Origin of the sequence: Pseudomonas tohonis, from assembly GCF_012767755.2 — a bacterium.
GTDB lineage: Bacteria > Pseudomonadota > Gammaproteobacteria > Pseudomonadales > Pseudomonadaceae > Metapseudomonas > Metapseudomonas tohonis.
Map to the genome: position 1 here is coordinate 4,591,946 of NZ_AP023189.1, position 24,282 is coordinate 4,616,227.

17 protein-coding genes and 6 pseudogenes are annotated in these 24,282 nt (G+C 55.5%); 10 read left to right on the forward strand and 13 right to left on the reverse strand.

The window, feature by feature from the left end; translation table 11 throughout:
* Position 1: 1 nt before the first annotated feature.
* From HSX14_RS20775 to HSX14_RS20785, 4 genes and pseudogenes are all read right to left on the reverse strand, one after another.
* Positions 2-578, reverse strand: a pseudogene (locus tag HSX14_RS20775) (ATP-dependent DNA helicase); the annotation flags it as partial.
* Complete coding sequence (locus HSX14_RS20780) at positions 575-1,876, reverse strand: VRR-NUC domain-containing protein (protein WP_003291482.1); 1,302 nt, start codon at positions 1,874-1,876, stop codon at positions 575-577. The gene HSX14_RS20780 and the pseudogene HSX14_RS20775, both read right to left, overlap by 4 nt.
* 129 nt (positions 1,877-2,005) lie before the next feature.
* A pseudogene (locus tag HSX14_RS31700) lies at positions 2,006-2,211 on the reverse strand (VRR-NUC domain-containing protein); the annotation flags it as partial.
* A 668-nt stretch (positions 2,212-2,879) separates the two neighbouring features.
* Positions 2,880-4,019 (reverse strand): glutathione-independent formaldehyde dehydrogenase, encoded by a 1,140-nt coding sequence (locus HSX14_RS20785; RefSeq protein ID WP_015275821.1) that lies wholly within the window; start codon positions 4,017-4,019, stop codon positions 2,880-2,882.
* A 267-nt stretch (positions 4,020-4,286) separates the two neighbouring features.
* On the opposite strand from HSX14_RS20785, the pseudogene HSX14_RS20790 reads away from it, so the two are divergent.
* Positions 4,287-4,620 (forward strand): annotated as a pseudogene (locus HSX14_RS20790) (tyrosine-type recombinase/integrase); the annotation flags it as partial.
* Between the two features lie 355 nt (positions 4,621-4,975).
* Here HSX14_RS20790 and HSX14_RS20795 read toward each other — a convergent pair.
* A pseudogene (locus HSX14_RS20795) lies at positions 4,976-5,359 on the reverse strand (zinc-binding dehydrogenase); the annotation flags it as partial.
* 50 nt (positions 5,360-5,409) lie between these two features.
* Between HSX14_RS20795 and HSX14_RS20805 the strand changes: the two are divergent.
* Positions 5,410-6,360 (forward strand): ImmA/IrrE family metallo-endopeptidase, encoded by a 951-nt coding sequence (locus tag HSX14_RS20805; RefSeq protein ID WP_476655291.1) that lies wholly within the window; start codon positions 5,410-5,412, stop codon positions 6,358-6,360.
* Here the strand turns inward: HSX14_RS20805 and HSX14_RS20810 are convergent.
* Positions 6,272-6,634, reverse strand: a pseudogene (locus HSX14_RS20810) (DEAD/DEAH box helicase); the annotation flags it as partial. The gene HSX14_RS20805 and the pseudogene HSX14_RS20810 overlap by 89 nt on opposite strands.
* A complete protein-coding gene (locus tag HSX14_RS20815; protein ID WP_173177979.1) occupies positions 6,631-7,218 on the reverse strand; it encodes a hypothetical protein in 588 nt (195 codons plus the stop codon). The pseudogene HSX14_RS20810 and the gene HSX14_RS20815, both read right to left, overlap by 4 nt.
* A 104-nt stretch (positions 7,219-7,322) precedes the next feature.
* Here HSX14_RS20815 and HSX14_RS20820 point away from each other — a divergent pair, with 104 nt between their 5' ends.
* The 4 genes from HSX14_RS20820 to HSX14_RS20835 all read left to right on the forward strand — a co-directional run bounded on the left by HSX14_RS20820 (position 7,323) and on the right by HSX14_RS20835 (position 14,123).
* Positions 7,323-7,544: a helix-turn-helix domain-containing protein gene (locus HSX14_RS20820; protein WP_173177978.1), complete on the forward strand. Its 222-nt coding sequence runs from the start codon at positions 7,323-7,325 to the stop codon at positions 7,542-7,544.
* Between the two features lie 371 nt (positions 7,545-7,915).
* Positions 7,916-10,693: a class I SAM-dependent DNA methyltransferase gene (locus tag HSX14_RS20825; protein WP_173177977.1), complete on the forward strand. Its 2,778-nt coding sequence runs from the start codon at positions 7,916-7,918 to the stop codon at positions 10,691-10,693.
* 117 nt (positions 10,694-10,810) lie between these two features.
* Positions 10,811-12,922 (forward strand): DEAD/DEAH box helicase, encoded by a 2,112-nt coding sequence (locus HSX14_RS20830; RefSeq protein WP_173177976.1) that lies wholly within the window; start codon positions 10,811-10,813, stop codon positions 12,920-12,922.
* Complete coding sequence (locus HSX14_RS20835) at positions 12,915-14,123, forward strand: GIY-YIG nuclease family protein (RefSeq protein WP_125851146.1); 1,209 nt, start codon at positions 12,915-12,917, stop codon at positions 14,121-14,123. Before HSX14_RS20830 ends, HSX14_RS20835 begins: the two co-directional genes overlap by 8 nt.
* A 103-nt stretch (positions 14,124-14,226) precedes the next feature.
* Here the strand turns inward: HSX14_RS20835 and HSX14_RS20840 are convergent, their stop codons facing one another.
* The 5 genes and pseudogenes from HSX14_RS20840 to HSX14_RS20860 all read right to left on the reverse strand — a co-directional run.
* A complete protein-coding gene (locus HSX14_RS20840; RefSeq protein ID WP_125851148.1) occupies positions 14,227-14,637 on the reverse strand; it encodes a hypothetical protein in 411 nt (136 codons plus the stop codon).
* Position 14,638: 1 nt separating this feature from the next.
* Positions 14,639-16,966, reverse strand: a complete 2,328-nt coding sequence (locus tag HSX14_RS20845; RefSeq protein ID WP_058179767.1) for a hypothetical protein — start codon at positions 16,964-16,966, stop codon at positions 14,639-14,641.
* Entirely contained in the window at positions 16,929-18,581 is a 1,653-nt protein-coding gene (locus HSX14_RS20850) for a hypothetical protein (protein ID WP_058179766.1), read from the reverse strand. Before HSX14_RS20850 ends, HSX14_RS20845 begins: the two co-directional genes overlap by 38 nt.
* Positions 18,578-19,666, reverse strand: a complete 1,089-nt coding sequence (locus tag HSX14_RS20855; RefSeq protein ID WP_228723473.1) for a tyrosine-type recombinase/integrase — start codon at positions 19,664-19,666, stop codon at positions 18,578-18,580. Before HSX14_RS20855 ends, HSX14_RS20850 begins: the two co-directional genes overlap by 4 nt.
* A gap of 313 nt (positions 19,667-19,979) precedes the next feature.
* A pseudogene (locus HSX14_RS20860) lies at positions 19,980-20,108 on the reverse strand (tRNA 2-thiocytidine(32) synthetase TtcA); the annotation flags it as partial.
* Between the two features lie 100 nt (positions 20,109-20,208).
* Between HSX14_RS20860 and HSX14_RS20865 the strand changes: the two are divergent.
* The 4 genes from HSX14_RS20865 to HSX14_RS20880 all read left to right on the forward strand — a co-directional run bounded on the left by HSX14_RS20865 (position 20,209) and on the right by HSX14_RS20880 (position 22,891).
* On the forward strand, positions 20,209-20,805 hold the full coding sequence (locus HSX14_RS20865) for a DNA-J related domain-containing protein (RefSeq protein ID WP_173177975.1): 597 nt from the start codon (positions 20,209-20,211) through the stop codon (positions 20,803-20,805).
* Between the two features lie 165 nt (positions 20,806-20,970).
* Positions 20,971-21,570 carry a Yip1 family protein gene (locus HSX14_RS20870; RefSeq protein WP_111262045.1) on the forward strand — a complete coding sequence of 200 codons (600 nt, stop codon included), beginning with the start codon at positions 20,971-20,973 and terminating at the stop codon, positions 21,568-21,570.
* Between the two features lie 144 nt (positions 21,571-21,714).
* On the forward strand, positions 21,715-22,311 hold the full coding sequence (locus tag HSX14_RS20875; protein ID WP_173177974.1) for a Yip1 family protein: 597 nt from the start codon (positions 21,715-21,717) through the stop codon (positions 22,309-22,311).
* An 85-nt stretch (positions 22,312-22,396) separates the two neighbouring features.
* Positions 22,397-22,891 (forward strand): SprT family zinc-dependent metalloprotease, encoded by a 495-nt coding sequence (locus tag HSX14_RS20880; RefSeq protein WP_111262043.1) that lies wholly within the window; start codon positions 22,397-22,399, stop codon positions 22,889-22,891.
* A gap of 196 nt (positions 22,892-23,087) precedes the next feature.
* Here the strand turns inward: HSX14_RS20880 and HSX14_RS20885 are convergent, their stop codons facing one another.
* On the reverse strand, positions 23,088-24,269 hold the full coding sequence (locus tag HSX14_RS20885) for a CaiB/BaiF CoA transferase family protein (RefSeq protein ID WP_173177972.1): 1,182 nt from the start codon (positions 24,267-24,269) through the stop codon (positions 23,088-23,090).
* Between the last annotated feature and the right edge of the window lie 13 nt (positions 24,270-24,282).

Here is a 24,282-nt window from a genome sequence, read left to right on the forward strand (position 1 = left end):
TCCTGTAGTTCGCCCCGCTCAGGACGGGACTTCCTGAGTGGTAGGGAAAACTGATGCTCTGCAGATGCTCGTCACGCTTGATGCGGTGCTTCTTCCTGTTCAGCCCCGCTCAGAAACAATTGGCACTGCTGATTGAAGAAGTCTTCCAGTTCAGCGGCTGTGAAGTGGTCGCTGAAGGCATGCTCGGCGTGACTCATCACGTCGAAATACACCACAGCCAATTCCAACTCTTCCAGCTCAAGCTGCTGGCAGAGCAGCCAGCCGTAGACCTTGACCTGCGCCCAATGCAGCAGCCGGTGGTTGGCCGGAATGCGGCTGATATCGCCACGGTGGGTTTTGATCTCTTCTAGGCGCCGCTCTTGCGGATCGTACCCGTCGGCCCTGCCGCCGACCAGCAGGCCGGGGTAGCTGCCACTTAGAGGTAACTCGGCGATATAGCCGTCTCCCCGCCGATCAACCACTGTCTGGTGCCCAGCCATGCCTTCCTGAGCGGTGGGGGAAGGGGTGAAGCGCAGATCCAGGTCACCTTCCTTGGCGGTGAACTCGCACAGTGCCCGCACCGCTACCCGATAGCTCATGCCTCAGCCCAGCGCACGTAGCAAACTACAACGGCGATACCGTGCTCAGCCGCGAAACTGAGCCAGCGTTTCTGGTTGTCCTGCAGGCGGTCGCCGGGGCCTTTGACCTCAATCATCCGGTAGCGATGTTCCTGCGGATAAAACTGGATCAGATCGGGCATGCCGGCGCGGTTGGCTTTCAGATCTCGCAGCAGGCGGGTAAAACAGGCGTGCAGGTGTGCAGCGGGAATGCACTGCAGGGCTAGTTCCAGGCGCGCCTCATCGAGCATGCCCCAAAAGACGAAGGGTGATTGCAGGCCGAACTTTTCCTGATACCGAGCCTTGATCAATTGCCTGTAGTCGGGTTGTTCAAGTTGCAGTAGACAGCGTTTGAACAGGTGTTGGCGGCGCGCATAAAAGTCCGGGCTGTGCAGGTCCACCGGGCCACTGTGGAACGGGTGAAAAAATGACCCCGGCAGCGGTGCGAAGATCGCCTCCCAGCACAGCAAGCCGAACAGGCTGCAGAGCAGGGTATTTTCCACATAGTGCACCGGAGCATCATCCTGCTGCAGGTGATCACGCACAGCTATCTCCACACTGCCATGTGTCGGCGCCGGCAATACCAAGTTGATGCGGGTTTCGCTCGCAGCCTTGGGCTTTTTCACCATCTGCAGGCCGAGCTTGCGCTGCAGGCGGGTGAGGGCTCGTTCCAGGCGCTGGCTTTCTTCATCGCTGCCTGGGGTTTGGCTAAAGGCCAGGGCCTGATCATAGGCCTCGGCATCGCGCCCCAGTTGTTCCAGTACGCGAATCTGTCGCCAGCGGGCTTCGCCATGCGCGCTTTGCTGATAAAGCAGCAGGGCCTGCTCCAGCTCACCGCTCCTCTCCAGTTGCTGGGCGATCTGAAACAGCAGGCACGATTGGCGGCTGCAAAGGTATGGGTTGCTTGAACTGAACGCCAGCAACGGCGGCACAATGTCCGCCAGGTCTGCGCCTTGCTCAACGCTGACGCGTAACTGGCGCAGGTGCAGGTAATCCTCAAGATCCTGGCGGCACTGAAAACCACGTGACTCCGGGCCTATGTCCACCGATTCGTAACGGTAGATGCCCAGATCCGTCAGCACGAACTCGGACCAGTCCTGAGCCAGATTGCCAAAGAACATCAGGCGCAAACGATCACACAACTCGCCCACCATCAGGCTGAGTAACTGATCATCCAACATAGGGCACCAGTCCGTGAAGGTCTGGGCAGGTAGGTCCATTGCGCGCAGTTGTTCGAGCTCGGCCTTTTTCTGCGCCGCGCGGCGGTCTGTGAGCGGCATATGAGTCAGCACCTCATCCTTGCGCAGCAGCTCGGCAATCTCATCGGCTGTGAGCAGCGCCTGCTCGGTGATCCATCCCTGTTCAAGCAGTGGATCGGCAGCAGCCAGGCAGTCGCCGATTTCCGGGTAAACGAGCTTGCTCAGACGAAAATGACAGCCCTTGCGCTAATCATGCGCACCAGCAAGGCCTGGGATGGCCAGGGCAGGGTATTGAAGGTGTCGAGAAAGGCACGTTCTTCATCCGCCAGTAGATCTGCATAGCGCTCAGCCACCCAGGCGAGTGCCGTACGGAAATTGCTGAGGTAGTAAAGCTCAGGGGCTAACGAGACGGACATGGTAGCGATCACTGTATTCTTGTACAGGATTGTCCGTGTTGCGGTGCCGAGGATCAACTGGCGCAGAAGCTGACGGTATCAGCAGGTGAAAGTGGCCAACTCCAGCCCGATGCTACTGGCGACTCCCGGCCGGTATCTGCCTGTCGCGTTAGGCAGGTACCGGCCGAGACTGTGTAAAAACGTTTTCAAGTGCGGCAGGTACTCAAACACAAGCTAGAAATCGTGCATCTGGGAGAAATCCACATTTGCTGACGTGCCGATAAACTCCAGATTTCACGTAGACGCGAGTACTTCAATTTTGAAGAAGCGTTTTTACACACTCTGGGCCAATAGCGGTCAGTCGCGATACCATAGAGATGATTCACCATAAGGCAGCGACTGGAGCTCACGCAGCAATAATCCTTAGATCCATTGCTAACTGACTAATACAAGATGCTGCTGGTTGGCAGATTCGATTCGTTCTCTCATCAGGATCACAAGCCGTCGGTACTCAAGCTTAGGAACAGCATGGCGATTGGCAGATTTCCAAAGTCGCCATGAGTCGCTCAGAACGATGTTTCATGACCGGCGAAACTTGGATCCTGCCTGAGCATCATTGATGCTCGCATGGATTCGAACGATACAGCATCCGAGTAGCCGCCCCGAGCAGGAGACGGCTACTCAAAACACTAAGCCGCAGGCTTCATCACAACCTTCGTCCACCCCTTGTCTCGTGCATCGAAGTGCTTATAAGCACTTGGGCCATCATCCAGCTTCAATCGATGGGAAACGATCTGCGAGGGTGCGGCACGCCCGTGATGAATTAGCTCAGCCAACTGGCGGTTGTACGCCTTGACGTTGGCTTGCCCGGTGCCGATTTTCTGCCCTTTGAACCAGAAGGAACCGAAGTCGAAAGCCATCTTCCCTTCTTTGGCTAACTCGTTCTTGGCACCCGGATCTTGGGGAACGAATAGCCCGACTACTCCGATACCACCGGTTGCCTTGGTCGAGGCGACGAGGTTGTTCATGGTCAGGTGATTCACCTCGTGGCCATGTTTGTCGCAGCACTGGTAGCCCACGCATTCGCACCCACGATCCGTGCCTTTACCATCGGTGTAATTCAGGATTTCATCGACAGCCTTCTGCTCGACGGAATTGATTGGCGTGGCCCCCATCTGGGCAGCCAGTTTCAAGCGGTCTGGTTGATCGTCTATTACGAAGACCTGCGAAGCGCCTTGGATAAGCGCGGAGTGCGCCGCCATCAAGCCGACCGGGCCTGCGCCGTAGATGGCAATGGACTCGCCTGGTTGCAGCCCCGCCAGCCTTGTTGCGTGCCATCCCGTGGGGAAAATGTCGGAGAGCATGACGTAGTCGTCCTCGCGCTCCTTCGCATCCTCAGGCAGCACGAGACAGTTGAAGTCCGCGAAGGGAACTCGCAGCAGCTCGGCCTGGCCACCGTCATAAGTGCCCATCTCTGCAAAGCCGTAGGCGGCACCAGCGCTGCCTGGATTGGCGGTCAAGCAATAGCCGGTAAGTCCTTTCTCGCAGTTTTCACAAAAACCACAGCCGATGTTGAAGGGCAAGCAGACCATGTCTCCAACCTTAACGCGCTCAACTCCTGCACCTACCTCGACCACCTCACCGAGGTTCTCGTGACCGAAGACTCGACCCGTCTCGAAGGTGGTTCTGCCTTCGTACATGTGCAGATCGGAACCACAAATATTCGTGGATGTGACTCGAACGAGAGCATCCGTTGGTCTCTCGATCTTCGCATCTGGGACGTTCTGGACGCTGACGTCACGCGGGCCGTTGTAGACGATTGCTTTCATCTGGGTTCTCCAAGTCAGTTCAAAGGAGCGCCGATTGCGCTTTCGCTCCTACCTTGGTTCGTCTCCCATACAACGCGCGTTGTTCAGGAAAACTGGTCAAAGCCTGACGGGCGGTACCGCGTTCGAGGCTGATGCAACAGCTCTAAAACGACCATTTTCCTCTATTGAAGCGCACGTCGCCGTTGCTCGGCACTGGACTAAACTTTCCGTTTTTGCAGACAAATCGAGATGCCCAATGGAGAGCGCTAAGATTCAAGCATTCGCAAAGAGCAAACAAGGACGGCTCTCGAAACTTGGATCCACCGGGCACTGCTCCGCAGCGAGGACTACCTGTTCCCGAGCCGGCTGCACGCCTCTGAACACCTATCCACTCGACAATACGCTCGTATCGTTGAAGCCTGGGTGAAGGTCATTGGTCTTGATCCTGCCATGTATGGCACTCACACAATGAGACGTACCAAGGCTTCCCTGATCTATCGCAGGAGGAAACTTGAGAGCTGTTCAACTGCTGCTCGGTCATACGAATCTGGAAAGCACTGTCCGATATCCCGGGATCGAGATAGACGACGCCTTGGAGATGGCGGAGCAGACCGAAGTTTGACTGTGCGAGGCATAGCGACGGCCTCGGCCAAGCCGTCGCTAACCGGCCAAAAGGGGCCGGCTTTACTGAATAGATCAGACGACCCTTGAGGCTTGAGGGAATCGATGAAACTAAGGGCGATTCACATGACAATTACGCTACATCAGGCTTTTGACTCATCCGATACGCCCTCCTCCGGAGTCGCTACCAATTCCTATTAGTTGGACGTTTCGGATGAAGTCGTTGACGGCTGGGTGATGGTCTTGCGAGACGATCTCAATAGGAGGCATTTCAAGGCGCTCACTGAATCGCTCATGGGCGCTACTCTTGAATCCAGCATTGGCTACCTACCGCATGAGCCGGTAGCCAGATACCGTCAGAAGCCCTCCAGAACGATCTTGCCCTTTGCCTTGCCGCTCTCCAGCAAGGCATGGGCGCGACGTAGGTTTTCGGCGCTGATACGCCCGTAGTTTTCGCCAACGGTGGTGCGCAACACACCCGCATCGATCTGGCGGGCCACTTCATTGAGGATGTTGTGCTGCTCCTGCATGTCCTCGGTCTCGTACAGCGAGCGCGTGTACATCAGCTCCCAGTGCAGCGACAGGCTCTTGCGTTTGAGCGGTACGACGTCCAGCGTGGCCGGGTCATCGATCAGGCCCAACCTGCCCTGTGGCTTCAGTGACTCGATGATCTGCTCGTAATGCCGATCGGTCTGCGTCAGGCTTGCGACGTAGCTGACCTGCGGAAGGCCGATGCGCTTGGTCATCGAACCTCCTGTCTGTGCATGTGTGAGAGACGCATCGAGCTGGCATGGGCTTATCGACAGTGACCCTACCGGCCATGCCGCGAAGACCTGCACGTGGTTTAAAGCGTTACAACAATCTTGCCCACCTGGGCATTCGATTCCATGTACCGGTGAGCCTCGGCCATCTCGTCGAAGCTGAATGTACGGTCGATTACCGGCTGCAGCTGCCCAGAGGCGAGCCCTTCGTTGATGAAGTGCTTGGCCCGTTCGAGTTTTTCTCGATCCTGGGTGATCTCGAACAAGCGCCAGAGGCCGCTGCGGAGATGCTGAGGGCACACTGGGGTTTAGGTGAGCAGCCGGTTAAGAACATGATTGCGCTTCTTGAGTCGAAAGGCGTTCGTGTCTACTCACTTGCAATTGATGCAAAGGAGGTCGACGCGTTCTCGATGTGGAGTGGCGGCCGCCCCTTTATGTTCTTGAATACCTTCAAGTCGGCCGAGCGTTGCCGCTTTGACGCAGCTCATGAATTAGGACATTTGGTTATGCACCAGCATGCCCACCCACAAGGACCTGATTTAGAGCGTGAGGCGAATGCCTTTGCGTCGGCTTTTCTAATGCCACGTGCAAGCGTTCTAGCGATGGCTCCACGTTCGATCACTATCAAAAGCCTCATCAAATACAAGAAGCTCTGGTCCGTTTCTGTGGCAGCCTTAAATTACCGACTTCATAGCCTGGGGCTTTCCACGGAGTGGGCTTACCGAACGCTGTGTATTCAGATTGCTCAAGAGGGCTATCGCACCGAAGAGCCGGAATCTATTGCTCATGAGCGGTCAGTGATCCTGGAGAAGATTTTCGCCGCGTTACGTGCAGATGGGGTTGGGAAAGCTGGCGTCGCGGGAGAACTGGCAATCAGTCCTGAGGAGATCAATGAATTTCGTCGAAAACCACGAACACACGGTAGTCATCGAGGAGTCGCCAGAACGTCTCATCTCGGTATTCCATGGCTTGATAGGTGAACGCCGCCCCAACTGCGCCGAGTTGGCCGTCCAAGCGTCTGCCGAGCACCGCAGCAAAGGACGAGCGAAAGCCCTCGACAACTTGGCAGGATGGTGCGAAGCAGAGCACCAGATCGATCCGGTCCTGCTCAAGCAGCCTGCTGGCCAGCTCTGCCGCCATACGCGTCTTACCGGCACCCGGCGTTGCCTGGCAGAAGAAGTGCGGCGTGGCAGTAAAGTGCTCCAGTGCCGCGTCGATGCAGCGGCGTTGCCAGTTTCGCAGCAGTGTGGTCATCGTGCGGAGGCAAGCGTCTTGAGTGTCTTCTCGATGGCGCGAAGATGGCCCAGCAGGCGCGAGCTTCGGTCTCTAGCTTCCAGGTACTCGCCTTCGACCTTATCCCGGAGATGCGGCATATCATCGAGGAGCAGCTTGTATCGCTCCGCCTCGCCCATCGATGCGAGGAAGTCCAGCCTGATTTCCTTGAGGAGCGCCTCCAGGTGCTGATCCGCATCGACTGATGGTTGCGGCACCGCCGCATTATCGAACGCTGACGGCTCCTGCTCTGGCTCACAAGCAGTCTTATGGCTGTTCTCGAACCCGTTGTCGATCAGCTTTAATTGCAGATGTGCCGGAATCGGCTGCAAGTGGTAGACCTGTCCCCGCGAACGGCGCTCTTCATCGAGCACAACCCAACCCATGCGCAGCATTCGGCGGATCTGCTCATACACATAGCGGCGCACATCACCGATACGGAAAGTCATGCCATCCAGGCGCTTGGCATAGGCATCACGCAGTTCACGCGTCGTGAACCTTGAACGCCCTTCCTCCTGAAGCAGCTCATACAGACGCCTGTCGAAGGTAAACGAGGCCGATTTCATTGAGGCACCAGAAGAGTTAACGCAGAGGAAATGCGGATTATAATCCGTGGCTCCTACGTCCGCAAACACACGATAGTGCCGCCTCAACTGGAATTGAGACGGTCATGGATAAGTTGGCGAAGGCGTTAGGGGAACGCATCCGGACGCAGAGAAAGGCTTGCCGGATTTCTCAGGATGCTCTAGCGCTGGCCTGCAGTATGGACCGTAGCTATATGGGGCGAATCGAGCGTGGCGAAGTAAACATCACCGTCGAGAAGCTGTATCGAATCGCAAGCGAGCTCGCTTGCGATCCATCCTGCCTTCTGCCTCGGTTGTCAGAGCTGTAGCTCCGCGTCTGATCGAGAGCGGTGTTCAAGAAGGCCTGACCAGTCCGGGCCGAACTTCGCTCTCGGATGGCCCCTGCAACTGCAGACAACACTTGGAGGTCTGCGGCTTTTTCGCATTAAAGAAGCGCCTTCCTTTATCATCCCCCGGCATCGTGTAGTGGTTGATTTCCCGGTCACTGGCTCAGGGCGCTCGGCTGTCGCCGCCGATGGCATTAGGCATACGCCAATTCTGCTGAACAGAGCTGAGTTGCCGATGCTGACGCCAAGCCGACAGAGCAACATGTGCCGGCCAGGGGATGTAGCCATTACCCAAAATTTTTGCGGCCAAAGTCGCCGCCTTCGCGCATCAGCGATTTGGACAGTGGTAAACCATGAATGCAGTAGAAATTGAGTCCGCCATATCGGACCTGGCTCTTGAGCCCTTTGACGCGGCAGAATTCCCGTTCTCCTTCTTGGCTGCATTTGGCAGAAAAGACGCAGAGATCAAGCGTCTACGCGCTGGCAACAACAACGCTTCGGACGTACCCGGCGGCGTACTACTGCGCAATAACATTCATATCGCCGCCTGCGAGCCCGGCACCGTGGGCGAAACGCTCAAGGCGCTGCGCACCAGCTCGGCCACCACAAAAGCCAAAGCCAAGTTCATCCTTGCCACCGACGGACAAACGCTGGAGGCCGAAGAGCTGATCACGGGTGAAACCATCACCTGCGACTACCCGGACTTCCCTAACCACTTCGGTTTCCTGCTGCCGCTGGCCGGCATCTCCACCATCAAGGAGATCAAGGACAACCCCATCGACGTGCGCGCCACCAGCCGCCTGAACAAGCTGTACGTCGAGCTGCTGAATGAGAACCCGGACTGGGCCAAAGCCGAGCGCCGCGCCGACATGAACCACTTCATGGCGCGGCTGGTGTTCTGTTTTTTTGCCGAAGACACCGACATCTTCACTGGCGATGGTCTGTTTACCAAGACGGTGGAGCAGTTCAGCGAGCGTGATGGTTCCAACACCGACCAGGTGCTATCGGAAATCTTTCGTGCCATGAACATCAAGCTGACTGAGCGCTCCAGCGCTCAGCCGCGCCTACCCAGCTGGGCCAACAGCTTTCCCTATGTGAATGGCGGTCTGTTCTCTGGCAGCACCGAGGTGCCACGCTTTACGCGTATGGCCCGCACCTACCTGTTGCACGCCGGAAATTTGAACTGGCAAAAAATTAACCCGGACATCTTCGGCAGCATGATTCAAGCCGTGGCCGACGATGAAGAGCGCGGCGCTCTGGGCATGCATTACACCAGCGTGCCCAACATCCTCAAGGTGCTGAACCCGCTGTTTTTGGATGATCTGCGGGCGCAACTGGAGGCAGCTGGCGAAAACAGGGCCAAGCTGCTGAACCTGCGCAAGCGTATGGCACGTATTCGCGTATTCGATCCAGCCTGTGGCTCTGGGAATTTTCTGGTCATCGCCTACAAGCAGATGCGGGAGATCGAGGCGCAGATCAATTGTCGCCGGGGCGAGGCTCACAATAAGTCCGAAATACCGCTGACCAACTTCCGTGGTATCGAGCTACGCGACTTTCCCGCAGAAATTGCCCGTCTTGCGCTGATCATTGCCGAGTTCCAGTGCGACGTACTGTATCGCGGCCAGCAGGATGCACTGGCCGAATTTTTGCCGCTGGATGCGCAGAACTGGATTGTTTGCCATAACGCTTTACAGCTGGATTGGCTAAGCGTGTGCCCACCGACTGGTACAGGGGTCAAGCTTGTCAGCGATGATCTGTTTGGAACACCTCTTCAACAAGCGGAAATTGCATTCGAGAACGAAGGTGGTGAAACCTACATCTGCGGTAATCCCCCGTATAAAGGAAGTAAGTGGCAAACCGACGAGCAGAAAAGGGATATGGCTAATGCCTGGCAGAGACACCCGAAGCTCGCCAAGACGACAGACTACGTCACAGGTTGGTTCGCAAAGCTTCTAGACTACGTTGACAGCGAGCCTAGTGCCGTCGGCGCGTTTGTGGCCACCAACAGCATTTGCCAAGGGCAGCAGGCCATTGATGTATGGCCAGTGGCCTTTGAGCGTGGCTGCGAAATTCGCTTTGCGCATACATCCTTCACATGGGCCAACCTTGCTAGCCACAATGCGGGGGTTACCGTGGTGATTGTTGGCTTAGGCAAGAAATCTGCAGTGTCGAAAAAGCTATATCAGGATGATTTACTCAAGCAATGCTCAGCTATTGGCCCGTATTTGGTACCAAACAGCTTGGCCTACGTCCTGAAGGCTAGCGACCCCATTGGTGAGCAATTTCCTATGTTATTCGGCAATATGCCGCGTGATGGGGGGCATCTGCTTATGGGGCCTGACTTAGGCTCGCAGATGATGGCGAACGACACAGTTCAGCCTTACGTAAAAGGCTTTATGGGCTCTGATGAACTCATAAACGGTAAACAGCGATATTGCCTATGGATTGGTGACGACAAGGTCGAAGCTGCAAAGAAGGTCGACTTCATTGCAGAACGCCTGAAGTTAGTCGTCGATAATCGCAGCATGTCTGATGCGGAATCCACCCGTCAATTTGCCCAGAAGCCTCATCGCTTTGTCCAAATTGCAGGGTTTGCCGATAGAGACGCAATCGTGGTGGCCGCTGTTTCATCCGAGTTGCGGGAATATCTACCGGTTGGTTTTGTATCGGCAAATACTATTGTTAGCAACCTAGCTTTCGCCCTTTACGACGCACCATTATGGAATTTAGCGTTAATTGCTTCACGAATGCACTGGGTTTGGATAGGAACCGTGTGTTCAAGAATGCGAACTGACTTTAGGTACTCCAATACACTCGGCTGGAATACCTTTCCAGTTCCACTGCTTACTGAACAGAACAAGGTCGATCTGACTCGTTGCGCCGAGGACATACTTCTGGCCCGCGAAGCCCACTTCCCCGCCACCATCGCCGACCTGTACGTCCCGGACAACATGCCGGATAACCTGCGCCACGCCCACGAGCGCAACGATGAAGTGCTGGAGCGTATCTACATCGGTCGGCGTTTTAGAAACGATACCGAACGACTGGAAAAGCTGTTTGACCTCTACACCAAGATGACAGCAGATACATCGAAGGCCGCGCCGAGAAAGCCACGAGGGAAAAAGGCATGAGCGATATCCCTGGTAGCCCGACCACGCCCCCCGAAGGCTACGGCGAGTGGTTAGCTGATCTCAAAGGCCGCATCCAAAATGCCCAGGCGACGGCACTCTCATGGAGGAAGAATCACAGTGACTAACACTACCAACCCGACCAACAGCTACACGGTGCCGTCGGTATCCATTGCTACGGCGCACACTGGGGCATCCAGCAAGGCCAATGAGCTGGGCATGCGTACCATGCAGGAACGCGCCTATACCAAGCGCGGCGAACAGTATCTGCTGATCAAATCGCCACCGGCATCAGGCAAGTCCCGCGCCCTGATGTTCATCGCCCTGGACAAGCTCCATAACCAGGGACTGCAACAGGCCATCGTCGTAGTGCCAGAACGTTCCATTGGCGGTAGCTTTGCCGATGAGCCGCTGAGCCAACATGGCTTCTACTGGGACTGGCAGGTAGCCCCAAAGTGGAACCTGTGCAATGCCCCAGGCATTGATGAGCCGCGTGTGGCCAAGTCCAAGGTGGACGCCGTGCGCGCCTTTCTGAACAGCAGCGACCAGGTGCTGGTCTGCACCCATGCTACCTTCCGCTTTGCCGTGGAAGAGTTGGGCATCGACGCCTTCGACAACCGACTGATTGCCATCGACGAGTTCCACCACGTTTCCGCCAACCCAGACAACAAACTGGGCAGCCAACTTAGCGCGTTTATCAACCGCGACAAGGTGCATCTGGTTGCCATGACCGGCTCCTACTTCCGTGGTGACAGCGAGGCCGTGCTGGCCCCGTCGGAAGAGAACAAGTTTGAGACGGTGACGTACACCTACTACGAGCAGCTCAACGGCTATCGCTGGCTCAAGTCGCTGGATATTGGCTACTTCTTCTACACCGGGAGGTATGTGGATGCGGTCGCCAAGGTGCTGGACCCGGCGCTGAAAACCATCGTCCACATTCCAAACGTAAATGCCCGCGAGAGCCTCAAGGATAAGGAGCGCGAGGTTAACGAGATCATGAGCGCGCTTGGCGAATGGCAGGGTGTTGACCCAGCCACCGGCTTCCACCTGATCAAAGCCAAAGACGGCCGCACACTGAAAGTGGCCGATCTGGTGGATGACAGCGACCCAGCCAGGCGCTCCAAAGTGCTCGGCGCACTGAAAGACCCGGCGCAGAAGAACAACCGCGATAACGTGGATGTGATCATCGCACTGGGCATGGCGAAGGAAGGCTTTGACTGGATCTGGTGCGAGCATGCGCTGACCATCGGCTACCGTTCAAGCCTGACCGAAATCGTGCAGATCATTGGCCGTGCCACCCGCGATGCAGAAGGTAAAGAGCGCTCACGCTTCACCAACCTGATCGCAGAGCCAATGGCTGATCAAGCAGCTGTAGCCGAAGCGGTAAACGATATGCTCAAGGCCATTTCTGCCAGCCTGCTGATGGAACAGGTGCTCGCCCCGCGCTATGAGTTCACCCCGAAAGATACCGGGCCGAAAGAAGGCTTCAATTATGGCCCGGAGGGGTATCAACCGGGCGGCACCAACCTGGGTGTGAATGAAACCACGGGCCAGTTCCATGTCGAGATTAACGGCCTGACCACGCCGCAAAGCACAGAAGCCACGCGCATCTGCAAAGAAGACTTGAACGAAGTAGTGACCAGCTTCCTGCAGGACAAAACCGTGCTGGAGCGCGGCCTGTTCGATAAGGAGAACACCCTGCCGGAAGAGCTGACTCAACTGCGCATGGGCAAGATCGTGCGCGAGCGGTACCCCGATTTGAGCGACGTCGACCAGGAAGCCATCCGCCAGCACGCCATCGCCGCCATGAACATTACCCAGCAGGCCAAGTTGGCTCTGGCGCAGGCAGATGCAAACGGTAGCGACAACGTGCAGGGCAGCACAGCACTGCTTGATGGCGTGCGCAAATTCGTTAACGTGCGCGAGCTGGACATTGACCTGATCGACCGCATCAACCCCTTCGATGCCGCCTATGCGGTACTGGCGAAGGCAATGGATGAAAAGTCTCTGCGCCAGGTTCAGGCCAGCATTGCCGCCAAGAAGGTGAGCATCCCCGAAGATGAGGCGCGAGAGCTGGCCAAGCGTGCCCTGCAGTTCAAGAACGAGCGCGGCCGCCTGCCCGACATCAACTCTGCCGATGCCTGGGAAAAACGCTTGGCTGAAGGCGTAGCAGCATTGGCACGCTACCGCGCCCAAGCCAAAGCGGCGCAGGGGGAATCCGCCAATGGCTGATATGAACGATGACGACCTGCTGGAGGCGCTGGGGGTAGAAGTCCCCACGCTCAAGACAGCCACTCGAACTCCTCGCGAAGAGCGCATCATCGCTGGTTTCGAGGACATTCAGCGCTTCTATCAGACCCACGGCCGCGCTCCGCTGCATGGCGAAGACCGCGACATTTTTGAGCGCTTGTATGCCGTGCGCCTGGATCAACTGCGCAAACTGCCAGAGGCACAAACCCTACTGGCCGGTCTGGATACTCACGGCCTACTGTCAGGTACTGCGGTCACCACGACTAATGTGGATGACCTGGATGAGGACGCCTTGCTCGCCGAGCTGGGCATCGGTAGTGAGTCCGTCGAGCAGGACGACATAACGGTACTGAGGCATGTGCGTTCCAGTGCGGCAATAAAAGCGGCTGAAGAGATGGCCGCTCGGAACCCCTGTAAAGACTTCGAGAATTTCAAGCCGCTGTTTGATGAAGTGGAAGTAGGCCTCAAGCAAAAGCGCTGGGTGACCAAGCCTTTTGGCAAGAACGCCAGCATTGAGGCTGGAGACTTCTTCATTCTGAGCGGGCTCATTGCCTACGTCGCCGAAGTCGGGGACACCTACAAAACGCCGAATGCGGAGACGAACGGGCGTTTGCGCGTCATCTACTCCAATGAGACGGAAAGTGATCTGTTGCTACGATCCCTACAGCGGGCGCTTTACAAGGACAGTGAGGGGCGTGCCGGATCTCGGCTGATCAAGGTCGACTCAGGCCCACTGTTCAGCGACATCGCCGAGCCGGACGACATAGAAAGCGGCACTATCTATGTGCTGCGCAGCCAGTCTAACCACCCCTTCGTGGCCGAGCACCGCGAGCTGATCCACAAGATCGGCGTAACCGGAGGCCGAGTGGAAACCCGCATCGCAGGCGCAGACAAAGACGCCACCTACCTGCTGGCTGATGTGGAGGTGGTCGCTACTTACAAGCTGCACAACCTGAATCGCACCAGGCTGGAGAACATCTTCCACCGCCTGTTCGGCGCAGCGCAGTTGGACTTGACCATCGAAGACCGCTTCGGCAATCCGGTCAAGCCGAGGGAATGGTTCCTAGTACCACTGCATGTGATTGATGAAGCAGTTGAGCGTATTCGGGATGGATCGATTACCGGTGTAGCGTATGACCCGCAAACGGCTCGCCTGGTCAGCGAAGGCGCAATTAAAGCGTGATGATCATATCCGGGCGAAAGCAGGTCTTCGCTCCCGGATACCCCCTCGGATAGCAAACCACGCGTGTGCCCAACACGTCATAGTCGAGGCGGTATGCGAAATTTTAGCTATTGTGTATCTCTTCAGGCCTTTTCTTAACCAAGGCATAGAGATCCAGGTTGGGAATGGCATTGGCGTTCAAAAGCATCCTCTCAATCATGCGCAGTTGCTCTGCATTATTTCTTTTGAGAACCGCAACCTCAGCCTTCAAATGCTCTATCTGCTCCACTAACTTTACTTCAGAAGCAGTTATCTTTGTGTAAAGGGAAGGCGTTGCGCCACGAAGTTCAGCTTTTTTGTTCTTATAATACGTATTGATACCCACATAAGTGCAGAGGGTTTGCCTAGTTGTTTTTATGCCAAGCTCAAGTTCAACCTTAGCCACCAGAGCATCCCACGTCAGCTTACCTACCCACTTAGCCAACATTATCTCTATCTTACGCTGCTGCTGAGCTGATATTTTTGGGACTACCACATCACACCTCGCCTTCAGACAGACCGAAAGAGGATAAAAGAGAGCGCAACTCGGGATTAGCATCAGATGCTGTTCTGGCAGTCTTATCTTCAATAATACCCTTCAGGCGAGCCTCAAAATCCGGTAGGGCACACGCGACCTTTGTAATGATCTTGGTATTTAGATCGGTCAAACTGAACTCAGAGTTTTTATTTGAGTAACGAATCATCGTTCCGACAGGCTTACTTTTCATCAAATCATTCAGCATGGATAGAATATGGGTATTTCGCGAGTGAATTAGATACCACTGCCTCATTGCCTGGGAGTTTGGTAAGCGTGGATCACACGCTACCGATTCTAATCTCAAAGTTTGAAACGATAAATCTTTCTCAAAAAACTCGATTGTCTTCACATCGCCTGCTATGTGACACGTCTCCGGACACATGAAGCACTGCGAGACGAAATCGTTTAAATAATTGCAAGGCGTCACATTAAGATTTTGAGTACAAAGACCGGTGGAGGTGACAGATGCCGGCAGGTTGGTGGTTTGTGTCAGTTGATCTTGGGAAACGACTCGAATATCCCGCCTGTCGATATCTGGCGGATTCAATATCGCACTCACACGACTGGCTTTCTCGTCGTGAGTCGTATGAATATAAGTATGAGTTTGCTCAGAACTCTTTCTGCCCGACCAAGCTGTGATTATTTCTACTGGAATGCTACTTAGATCCGCAAGGGTGTTCGACAAGTGGCGAAGACTATGCGGCCTGAGACTTAACTCTGACGAAAATCCGTAACTCTGAAAAATCGATAATTTGGTGCAGGAATGTCCAGTTAATCGAGGGATAACTGAGGCGCCTAGCGAGGCTAATGGCACCACCATATAGTTTGTCTTTTGAAATGTATTCCCCCCACTCCCAAACCCCTTGGACGCCCCATAAAACCAACTCCCCAAGAAACAGAACATCGCATCTTTCAGGTTAATACTTGACTCTCCGTTTGAAAATGAGAGCGGAAATTCCGGCAGCAGCACGTTCCTATAAAAGGACACCCACCACTCTTGTACCTCTCCGACGGTGATGGTGAGCTTATCGGTAAATATTTCCGGCATAGCAGTGTAACCGAATAAGTAGGGTAGACTTGCAAAAGACGTACGCCCAATTCGCGATACGGATAATTTATCTTGATGCCGTAACGAATAAATTTGTTTACCCTCAAAGAATCGGCCTCTATGAGCATGGTAGGTGTAAGTCAGATCAGCACTTTCCTTGAGAACAGGAACGCAATCATCGACTCCATAAAAACCTAATGCATAACCCAATGTAAAAAGATTGGGTTGCTGTGTTAAGGACAAATTCCGAGCTCGTACTGGTGCAATCTCGAACTCCCCAAGCAATGCCTTTAAACTCTGATTCGGGTTTTCATAGAAACGACACAGTACCCTTGCCGGTTCGGATGCTTTATAAAAAAAGTTCAGAGCTTTCGTGATTGGCTCAACCAGGGCAGCCAGCATGTGATTCTTGTTGTTCCCGTATCCCTTGCTTCCAATCCAGTCTAGGTAATAGACCGGCTCTCCATTGCTTTCAGAGTAAGAATGTAGTCGCTGTTTAGGCAGAAGAGGTATTTCCGCAGTTGTCCGATTGGGTGATGCCAGTGAAAGCAGCGCAAAAGTCACAACCAAGGCATCATGTATATTTATCTCTTCACCAGGACTCAACGAGCCCTGTTCATCCACATGCTCAAATACACTTGAGAAAATGGCGCCTAGGGCAAGCACAGTTTCGATATCCGGAAGCTTCTCTAGCGTATTATCAAAGAGGGCATGCCCTGTCCTGTCTCTATTATCACTTCCATTTAGGTCGATTTTTTTCATAACCCCCTTGTCAGAGCAGAACGCGAGAAACGATCGCAAGCGGTCAGATGACTTAGCCCCCAAATTAAGGCTGCGGATTGTAGAATCTGTTTGGGCATAGAGATCGCCATCCATGAGCGTTAACAACTTCCTAACTACTGACATACGAGCTTTTTTCTCGCCGGCAGATAAAGGTGTATTTGTTGTTTCTATAATCCATACCTTTATCAGGTGGTTATAGGGGTAAGGAAGGCTGTCTGTCGGTCGATTGCCGGCGTTGCCTCTTCCCTTACGCCCATGTACTCCGCACAAGTATCTAATTCGGCGACCAGTATTAGGGTCCACGTGGTACCAAACCAGATCATCAAACTCCGCTTTCTTGCCGCCTGGCCCTTCAAATTGCCCTAGTTCGGCCTTGCGATACTCGCCGGTGAGTCGCTCCAATCGGTCAATGTATTTGTTAAGCATCGAGCGCACGCTGCCTTGCGAGTTCTTCATCACAAACCACAATAGTCAGCTTCACCCACACGATCTGCCTCTCCATTTTTTCGATGCTGCGGGTGTAAAGAGGATTGATTAAGGAGCTGCGGTTTGCCGCAAGCTTGTCTTCCACGCCTCTCAAAACTGACCTATGATCAGCCTCGAGTATCGGGCGAAAATTTGGGCATCCATAGCACCCAAACGGCCTCCCCAATAATGTAGAGCAGGTAGCGCATGTACGCTTGTTACGTGCCCCACCAACAGCGTTGAAATTGTTGTCGACTATGACTTCATCGGCTTCCGGAGCAATAGTTACCGTACCGCTAAATGCCTTCTTCAGAAACTCATTACCGGTATATTTTAAGTCAATCTCTCGCCTCGACTTGTAGTCCAAGTCTATGTAGTGCCTTGCAGCTGGAACGGTAACACCGGTAATCCTGGCCAATTGAACGGCGGGTAGTCCATCTTGAGCTCCTCGAGTTAGTACGGTATGACGAATCCGGTTGGAAGTGGCTATGCAGTCGGCGACTCGATCAGAGGTAACCCGAGTATGTCTTAAGGCATTTGTAATTGAACTCTCCGACATGTGGTAAGCAGTAGAGATTGGCGTAAACAGTTTTTTGAACAAATCTAAAGAATCAAATCTCAAGTTAAAAAGACCGACATCGGGAAACATGGGCATATCACGCATTAGGCTCAAGAGCTCAGATTGATCAACCTCGATCTTTGCTGACTCCATCAGTAGCGTGAGCCCTTGAAAGATCAGCTTCTTATAGTCGCCGAGAGTCTTTGAGATGTCTTCGGAAAGATATATCGGATAACGCTCTGGACATTCTCGCGGAAAGAGCATTCCGCTTGACTTAGCGATAAAAACTCTAAGCTGTAATGTTTGCCCCCCCACTGTGCCAATTTCATCCGCAGCGTGAATTCTCGCGTCGTGAAAGCTTGCACCGGTGGGAATCAGATCTGACCATTTTTGGATAGAAATTTGAATCGGCCGTCTCACAATGGAGAGCAACAGTTTGCTAGTAACACGATTCTTTATATCACCATAGAGGGTTGATGACTGATAGAAGGAAAGGTCTCTATCAGCGGCCCAATCGAACTCCTGTAGATCTTCATTGAGTTGCTTTGCTAACGAGTCAAACTCAATATCGCTTAATGCCCCCCTGGAAGGATCAAGAGTATTGATTTTTCTCTTATCTAAATGGGCACTTGTATATTTGTGATACTCTTCAAACCGTTCATAACCTTGCTTGGAGAGAGTCCCAAAGAACTGATTGAGCCCCTTCTTATTGTTTGTTTTCAACCCACTCCAAAACGTTTTAACACTAGCTAACGAGGGAATACCATTCATCACAAACGGCTTTACATTACAAACTATACCTGATGCTGTACTCGCAGCCATGGTTCGAACATAATGCACAAACACATTCAGAATTAATTCTCGATCATCATCAGATATATTCGATGAGCGGACCCAGTCAACGCAAACCACTTTCCCCTTTCCATTGTACGGAAGTATCACCCATACATCATCCGAGGTATTAACCATCAAGCCAGACTTAGCCGTAACCAATGAATTTACTTTCTTTTGAGGCTTAAGTGCTTTCCGTTTTTTCTCTCGAGTCATTTTTTTTGATCCACTCGACGCTGATGTGCTTTTGATATTTCTCTAGCCTTCAGCGCAATTCGTTTTTCATTATAATTTTCATTCTGTCTCGAATTGTGCGACCATCCCATCGCATATTTTCTACTATCCTCAAGCAAAGCTGGATTGACCCCGAGCAACTCTCCCTTTTTATCAAATACTTCATTCCATTTGTGACGCAACAAATGAGGATGCACATGAAAGCCCAGCGCCCTGGAAAGCTTCCGAAAAACTGCATTTATTGCTTTCAACGAAAGGGGCTGCCCCGCAGTACCTTTAGAGTCATTTTCACTGACAAACACGAAATCATGAAATTTTGCACGAGGAAAGACAGCACGAATGTTGTCAATATAAAACTTAACCTTCTCCAACAAACTTGGATCAACCGTAGCGTAGTGTGCTTTTGTCTTTTGATCAGGTTTTTCAGCGCGCGGATCTGTAGGGTCGTTTCCGGACCGATAGATAGATATCTGATCGTACTCCCCCCAAAAATGGAAGTCTGAAACCTTCAACTTTGCTAGTGCACCTCTTCTGATGCCACCTTGGACTAGCAAATTGACAATCAGATAATTTCTCACCCTGGATGCTTTAAAGGGATTATTAGGAGATGACGGCATCACCATCTCCAAGAACTTTAAGAAAACGTCATCCGGAATCACCGACTCCTCAGGATCGCCGACTTGTTGAGTAACGTTCTTGCCAAGGGAATCTTCATCCAACTTAATCTTTGAAATCAGATAGTTAAATTTTTTGTTTGTTTTATCGTCAACATCCTGCACTTCGTGAAACTGATCGAACAGCCATAAAAGAAACTTCCGAAGTCGCCTGACGCGACCTTGTAAGGTTTCGCCAGATACCGTTGCCATACCTTTCTGATTGGCAACAATGATATTCCTCAGATGTTTATCATTTATATCTATAACCTTAACATTTAAACTCTCTTCACAAAAACCCTTACTTAAGCAACATCTGTCATAAAACTGCATGTACTCTTTATGCGTGATAAACCTACCCGATGCAACTCGCGCGGGCAGGTCAATATTTTTTTCCGAAAAGTACTGCAGCATAAACAACAGTTCATTTGCGTACCTAAAACGCGTATTGGCCGACTTAGCAGACAAAGCGCCATTGAGATAGCAGGAAACATACGGATCAATAGGGCAACCCGCTTCGTCCACTATCGATACGAAGGGCAACGAATTGAATTGGTATCGCCTGAGCTTCATGATTGACAAAATAGCTAGTCCAATAACCATTTAGTTACAAACTAGCCCCCAAACGAGTTCTGTCAAGCGAGAGGGAGGGAAGAGCGACGGATAGTGGGGCTTACGGACAATGCCTACGGGTTTATAGGCTTTACAAAAAGTTCGTTGTTTATACCTTGCCGCCGGACAGGCAGACCATGACCTTGTCGCCGTCCTCGATCATGTTGAAGTCGGCGATGGCTTCGCCGGCGAGGCGACGGATGCGTTTCTGCAGTTTGTTCTGGTTGACCGAAAGGGTGCCCATGGTGCTCTGGAATCCGGGGAGGGGTGCGAAAAGCTGGCTATTTTACGCACAAAGCGCGCGCCACCCCAGCCCTCAGTTTCGCTGTGCTAGCCTGCGCCCGATGAACAACGAACTAGACCCCTCCCTCGACCTCGTCGACCAACTGCTGGTGCTCCTGCGCCAGGCGCCGGACGGCATCGGCGAATTCGAGCTGATCCAGCGCCTCAAGGCCGGCCACTCCACCCACATCCCCAACCTGGGCCTGGCCGACCGCCTGGTGCTGTTCCGCACCCACTTCCTGCTGTTCAACGCCCTCTATCTATTACGCGACCGCCTCTGGGCCGAAGGCAGCGCGTTCCTCGCCATCAGCCCGCTGAGCATCCGCCTGCTGCCCTACGCAGCGGGCAGCGATGCGCTCACCGAGCACGACCCGCTGCGCACCTACTACCTGGACCTGCGTCACCTGCGCGACACCACCGAGCGGGATGTCGAGAAACTGCTCGCCAGCTTCTGGACGCGCATGCAGGGCGGGGACGAGAAGCTCGCCGCCCTGGAGCTGTTCGAACTGGTGGAGGGCGACGAAGCGCTCAACCTCGGGGTGATCAAGCACCGCTACCGCCAACTGGTGGGCCAGCATCACCCCGATCGCGGCGGCAGCACCGAGCGCATCCAGTCGATCAACAAGGCGATGGAAATACTTCAGCGCTATTACCGCTGAGGCTTAAGTCTGATTTGCTCTAAAGCCACGGCAGGCGCGGGCTCCAGCCTGGACCTATACTGCGACACAAGGTCGCATGTGTCGGCCGAGCACCGGATGACGCTGGCTACGCGTACCCGGCGCTTCGCTGGGGGGCGACCTCATAATAATGAGGAGGTGTTCAGAATGATCCACCACGTTTGGGGGCTCTTCACCCATCCCGATCAGGAATGGCAGGAAATCCGTGGCGAGGAAGAAAGCATCAGCCACATGTACCTGACCCATATCCTGGTACTCGCTGCCATTCCCGTTGTCTCCGCCTATATAGGAACCACCCAGGTCGGCTGGGCCATCGGCAAGGGCGACCCGGTCATGCTCACGCAGTCCAGCGCGATGCAGATGACCATCCTCTCCTACCTCGCCATGCTCGCCGGTGTCGCCGTGATGGGCGCCTTCATCCACTGGATGGCGCGCACCTACGACGCCTCGCCGAGCTTCACCGAATGCGTCGTGTTCGCCGCGTACTGCGCCACCCCGCTGTTCATCGGCGGCCTCGCGGCGCTCTACCCGCACCTCTGGCTCGGCATGATCATCGGCACGGCGGCCATCTGCTACACGGTCTACCTGCTCTACGTGGGCATACCGACCTTCATGAACATCCCCACGGACGAAGGCTTCCTGTTCTCCAGCTCGGTGCTGGCGGTGGGCCTGGTGGTGCTGGTGGCGATGATCGCCGCCTCGGTCATCCTCTGGGGCATGGGCGTGGGGCCGGTGTACATCCGCTGATCCTTTCAACCGCAGGACGGAGGCCGCCCCAGGGGCGGCCTCTTCGTTTGCCGGCCGGCCAAAAAGTTGAAACCCTCCCCTCCCCGGCCCTCTAACTCCTTGAGCCCCCTGCGACAGCGCCCGTGCGCCCCAAGGAGAACAGCCATGGCCCCGCATCTATTGACCCTCTTCACCCAGCCGGAACGCGCCTGGCAGGAAATCCGCCAGGACGAGACGCGCAACAGCCTGCATTACCTGGTGCACCTCCTGCTGCTATCGATCATCCCGGCGCTCAGCCTCTACATGGGCACCACCGTGGTCGGCTGGAGCCTGGCCGAGGACGAGGTGGTGCGGCTCGCCTCGGGCAGCGCCCTGCAACTGAGCGTCGCCCTGTACGCCGCCACCGTGCTCGGCGTGCTGGTGATGGGCGGCTTCGTGCGCTGGATGGCGCGCGTCTTCGACACCCGCCCCAGCTTCAACGAATGCGTGGGCTTCATCGCCTATACCGCCACCCCGCTCTTCATCGCCGGGATCGCCGGCCTCTACCCCAGCCGCTGGCTGGCGGTGGCCGTGCTGCTGCTCGCCGGTGCCTACTCGACCTTCCTGCTGTTCGTCGGAGTCCCGGTGTTCATGCGCCTCAAACAGGAACAGAGCTTCCTCTACGCCTCCTCCATCTGGGCCGTGGGGCTGCTGGTGATGGTCAATGTGCTGGTGTCCGTGATCCTGCACTGGCACCTGTACCTGACGCCCGAATACGTCTAGGGCGGCGAGTCACGACCGCTCGGCAGGAGAACGATTCGGCCGGTAGCGGCTTTGCGGCATAATTGCGGGCCCTGGAGTGCCCTCTATGCCCGAGCTGCTACACGCGCGCGTCGAAGCCTGCTACCAGCAGGCGGAAGCTTTTTTCCAACGCCGGTTCCCCCGCCCCGAAGTCAGCTTCAAGCTGCGGGGCCAGAAGGCCGGCGTCGCCCACCTGGATGAGAACAAGCTGCGTTTCAACCCGCAACTGTATCGCGAGAACCAGGAAGATTTCCTCAAGCAGACCGTTGCCCACGAAGTGGCGCACCTGGTCGCCCACCAGTTGTTCGGCCACCGTATCCAGCCCCACGGCGAGGAGTGGCAACTGATCATGCGCGGCGTCTACGAGCTGCCGCCCAACCGCTGCCACAGCTATGACGTGAAGCGGCGCAAGGTCACCCGCTACCTCTACCGCTGCGCCTGCCCGGACGGCGACTACCCCTTCTCCTCCCAGCGCCACGCCCTGGTGGCACGCGGGCGCCGCTACTACTGCCGGCGCTGCAAGGTGACCCTGGTGTTCAGCGGGGAACAGCGGCAGGAATAAACCAAAGCCCGCAGGGCGGGTGCAATCCGCAGATGTGCAGGTCGGCTTGAAGCTTGAAGCTTGAAGCTTGAAGCTTGAAGCTTGAAGCAACGAGTGTGGGAGCGAATTCATTCGCGAAGCTGGGGCCCGATTGGTGGGCTGAAGCCCACCCTACGCCAACCCCCCCTGTCTCTATCCACATCCGTCGAACGCACGCCTACCCGGTCACCTTCCCCGCTTTCAGCGAGGCGATCTGCTCAGGGGTGTAGCCCAGCTCGGCCAGCACCTCGGCAGTGTGGGCGCCTACGGCTGCGCCGACATGGCGTGGCGCCGGCAGGCCGGTGGAGAACTTGATCGGGCAGGCGATCTGCCGTTGCGCCGGCAGCCCCTCACGCGGCACCTCGGTGACCAGGCCCCGGGCCTCGATCTGCGGGTGCCGCACCGCCTCGGAAAGCGGCAGCATCGGCTCGACACAGGCATCCAGCGCAGCGAACAGCTCGCGCCATTGGGCGAAGTCGCGTTTCTCGAACTCGATCTCGATGGCGCGCTTGAGCTCGCGCTGGTCCTCCGGCTTGGGCGACAGCCCGCGTGCAGCCAGCTCCGGCCGGCCGATGGCGGCACAGAACTGCTGCATGAACTGCGGCTCCAGGCTGCCCACCGAGAACCAGCGGCCATCGCGGGTTCGGTAGTAGTCATAGAAGCTGCCGCCGTTGAGCGCCTGGTTCTCCATGTCCGGCTCCACGCCCGCACCGAGGTAACCGGCGCCGGCCATGCCGTGCAGGCTGAAGGCGCAGTCGGTCATGCTCACGTCCACGTGCTGCCCCTCCCCCGTCGCCTGGCGCTGGATCACCGCCGCCAGCAGGCCCATCACCCCGTGCAGCGAGCCGCCGGCGATATCCGCCAGCTGCACGCCCAAGGGCAGCGGGCCGCTCTCCTGGCGCCCGGTGTAGCTGGCGATGCCGGCCAGCGCCAGGTAGTTGATGTCGTGGCCGGCCCGGTCGCGATAGGGCCCGGTCTGGCCGTAGCCGGTAATGGAGACGTAGATCAGCCTGGGGTTGATCGCCTTCAGCGCCTCGTAGCCCACGCCGAGCTTGTCCATCACCCCGGGGCGGAACTGCTCCAGCACGATGTCGTACTCGGCCACCAGCTGGCGCACCACCTCCACCGCCTCGGGACGCTTGAGGTCGAGGGCGATGCTGCGCTTGTTGCGATTGAGGTAGGCGTGGCTGGTGGAGGTGCCGCCGTCATGGGGCGGCAGCACGCGCACCAGGTCCATGCGGCTGGGGGACTCGACACGCAGCACCTCGGCGCCCATGTCGGCCAGCAGCAGCGAGGCGAAGGGCCCCGGCAGCAGGGTGGAGAAATCGAGGATCTTCAGCGAAGCGAGCGGGCCTTTCATGGCGACTCCATAG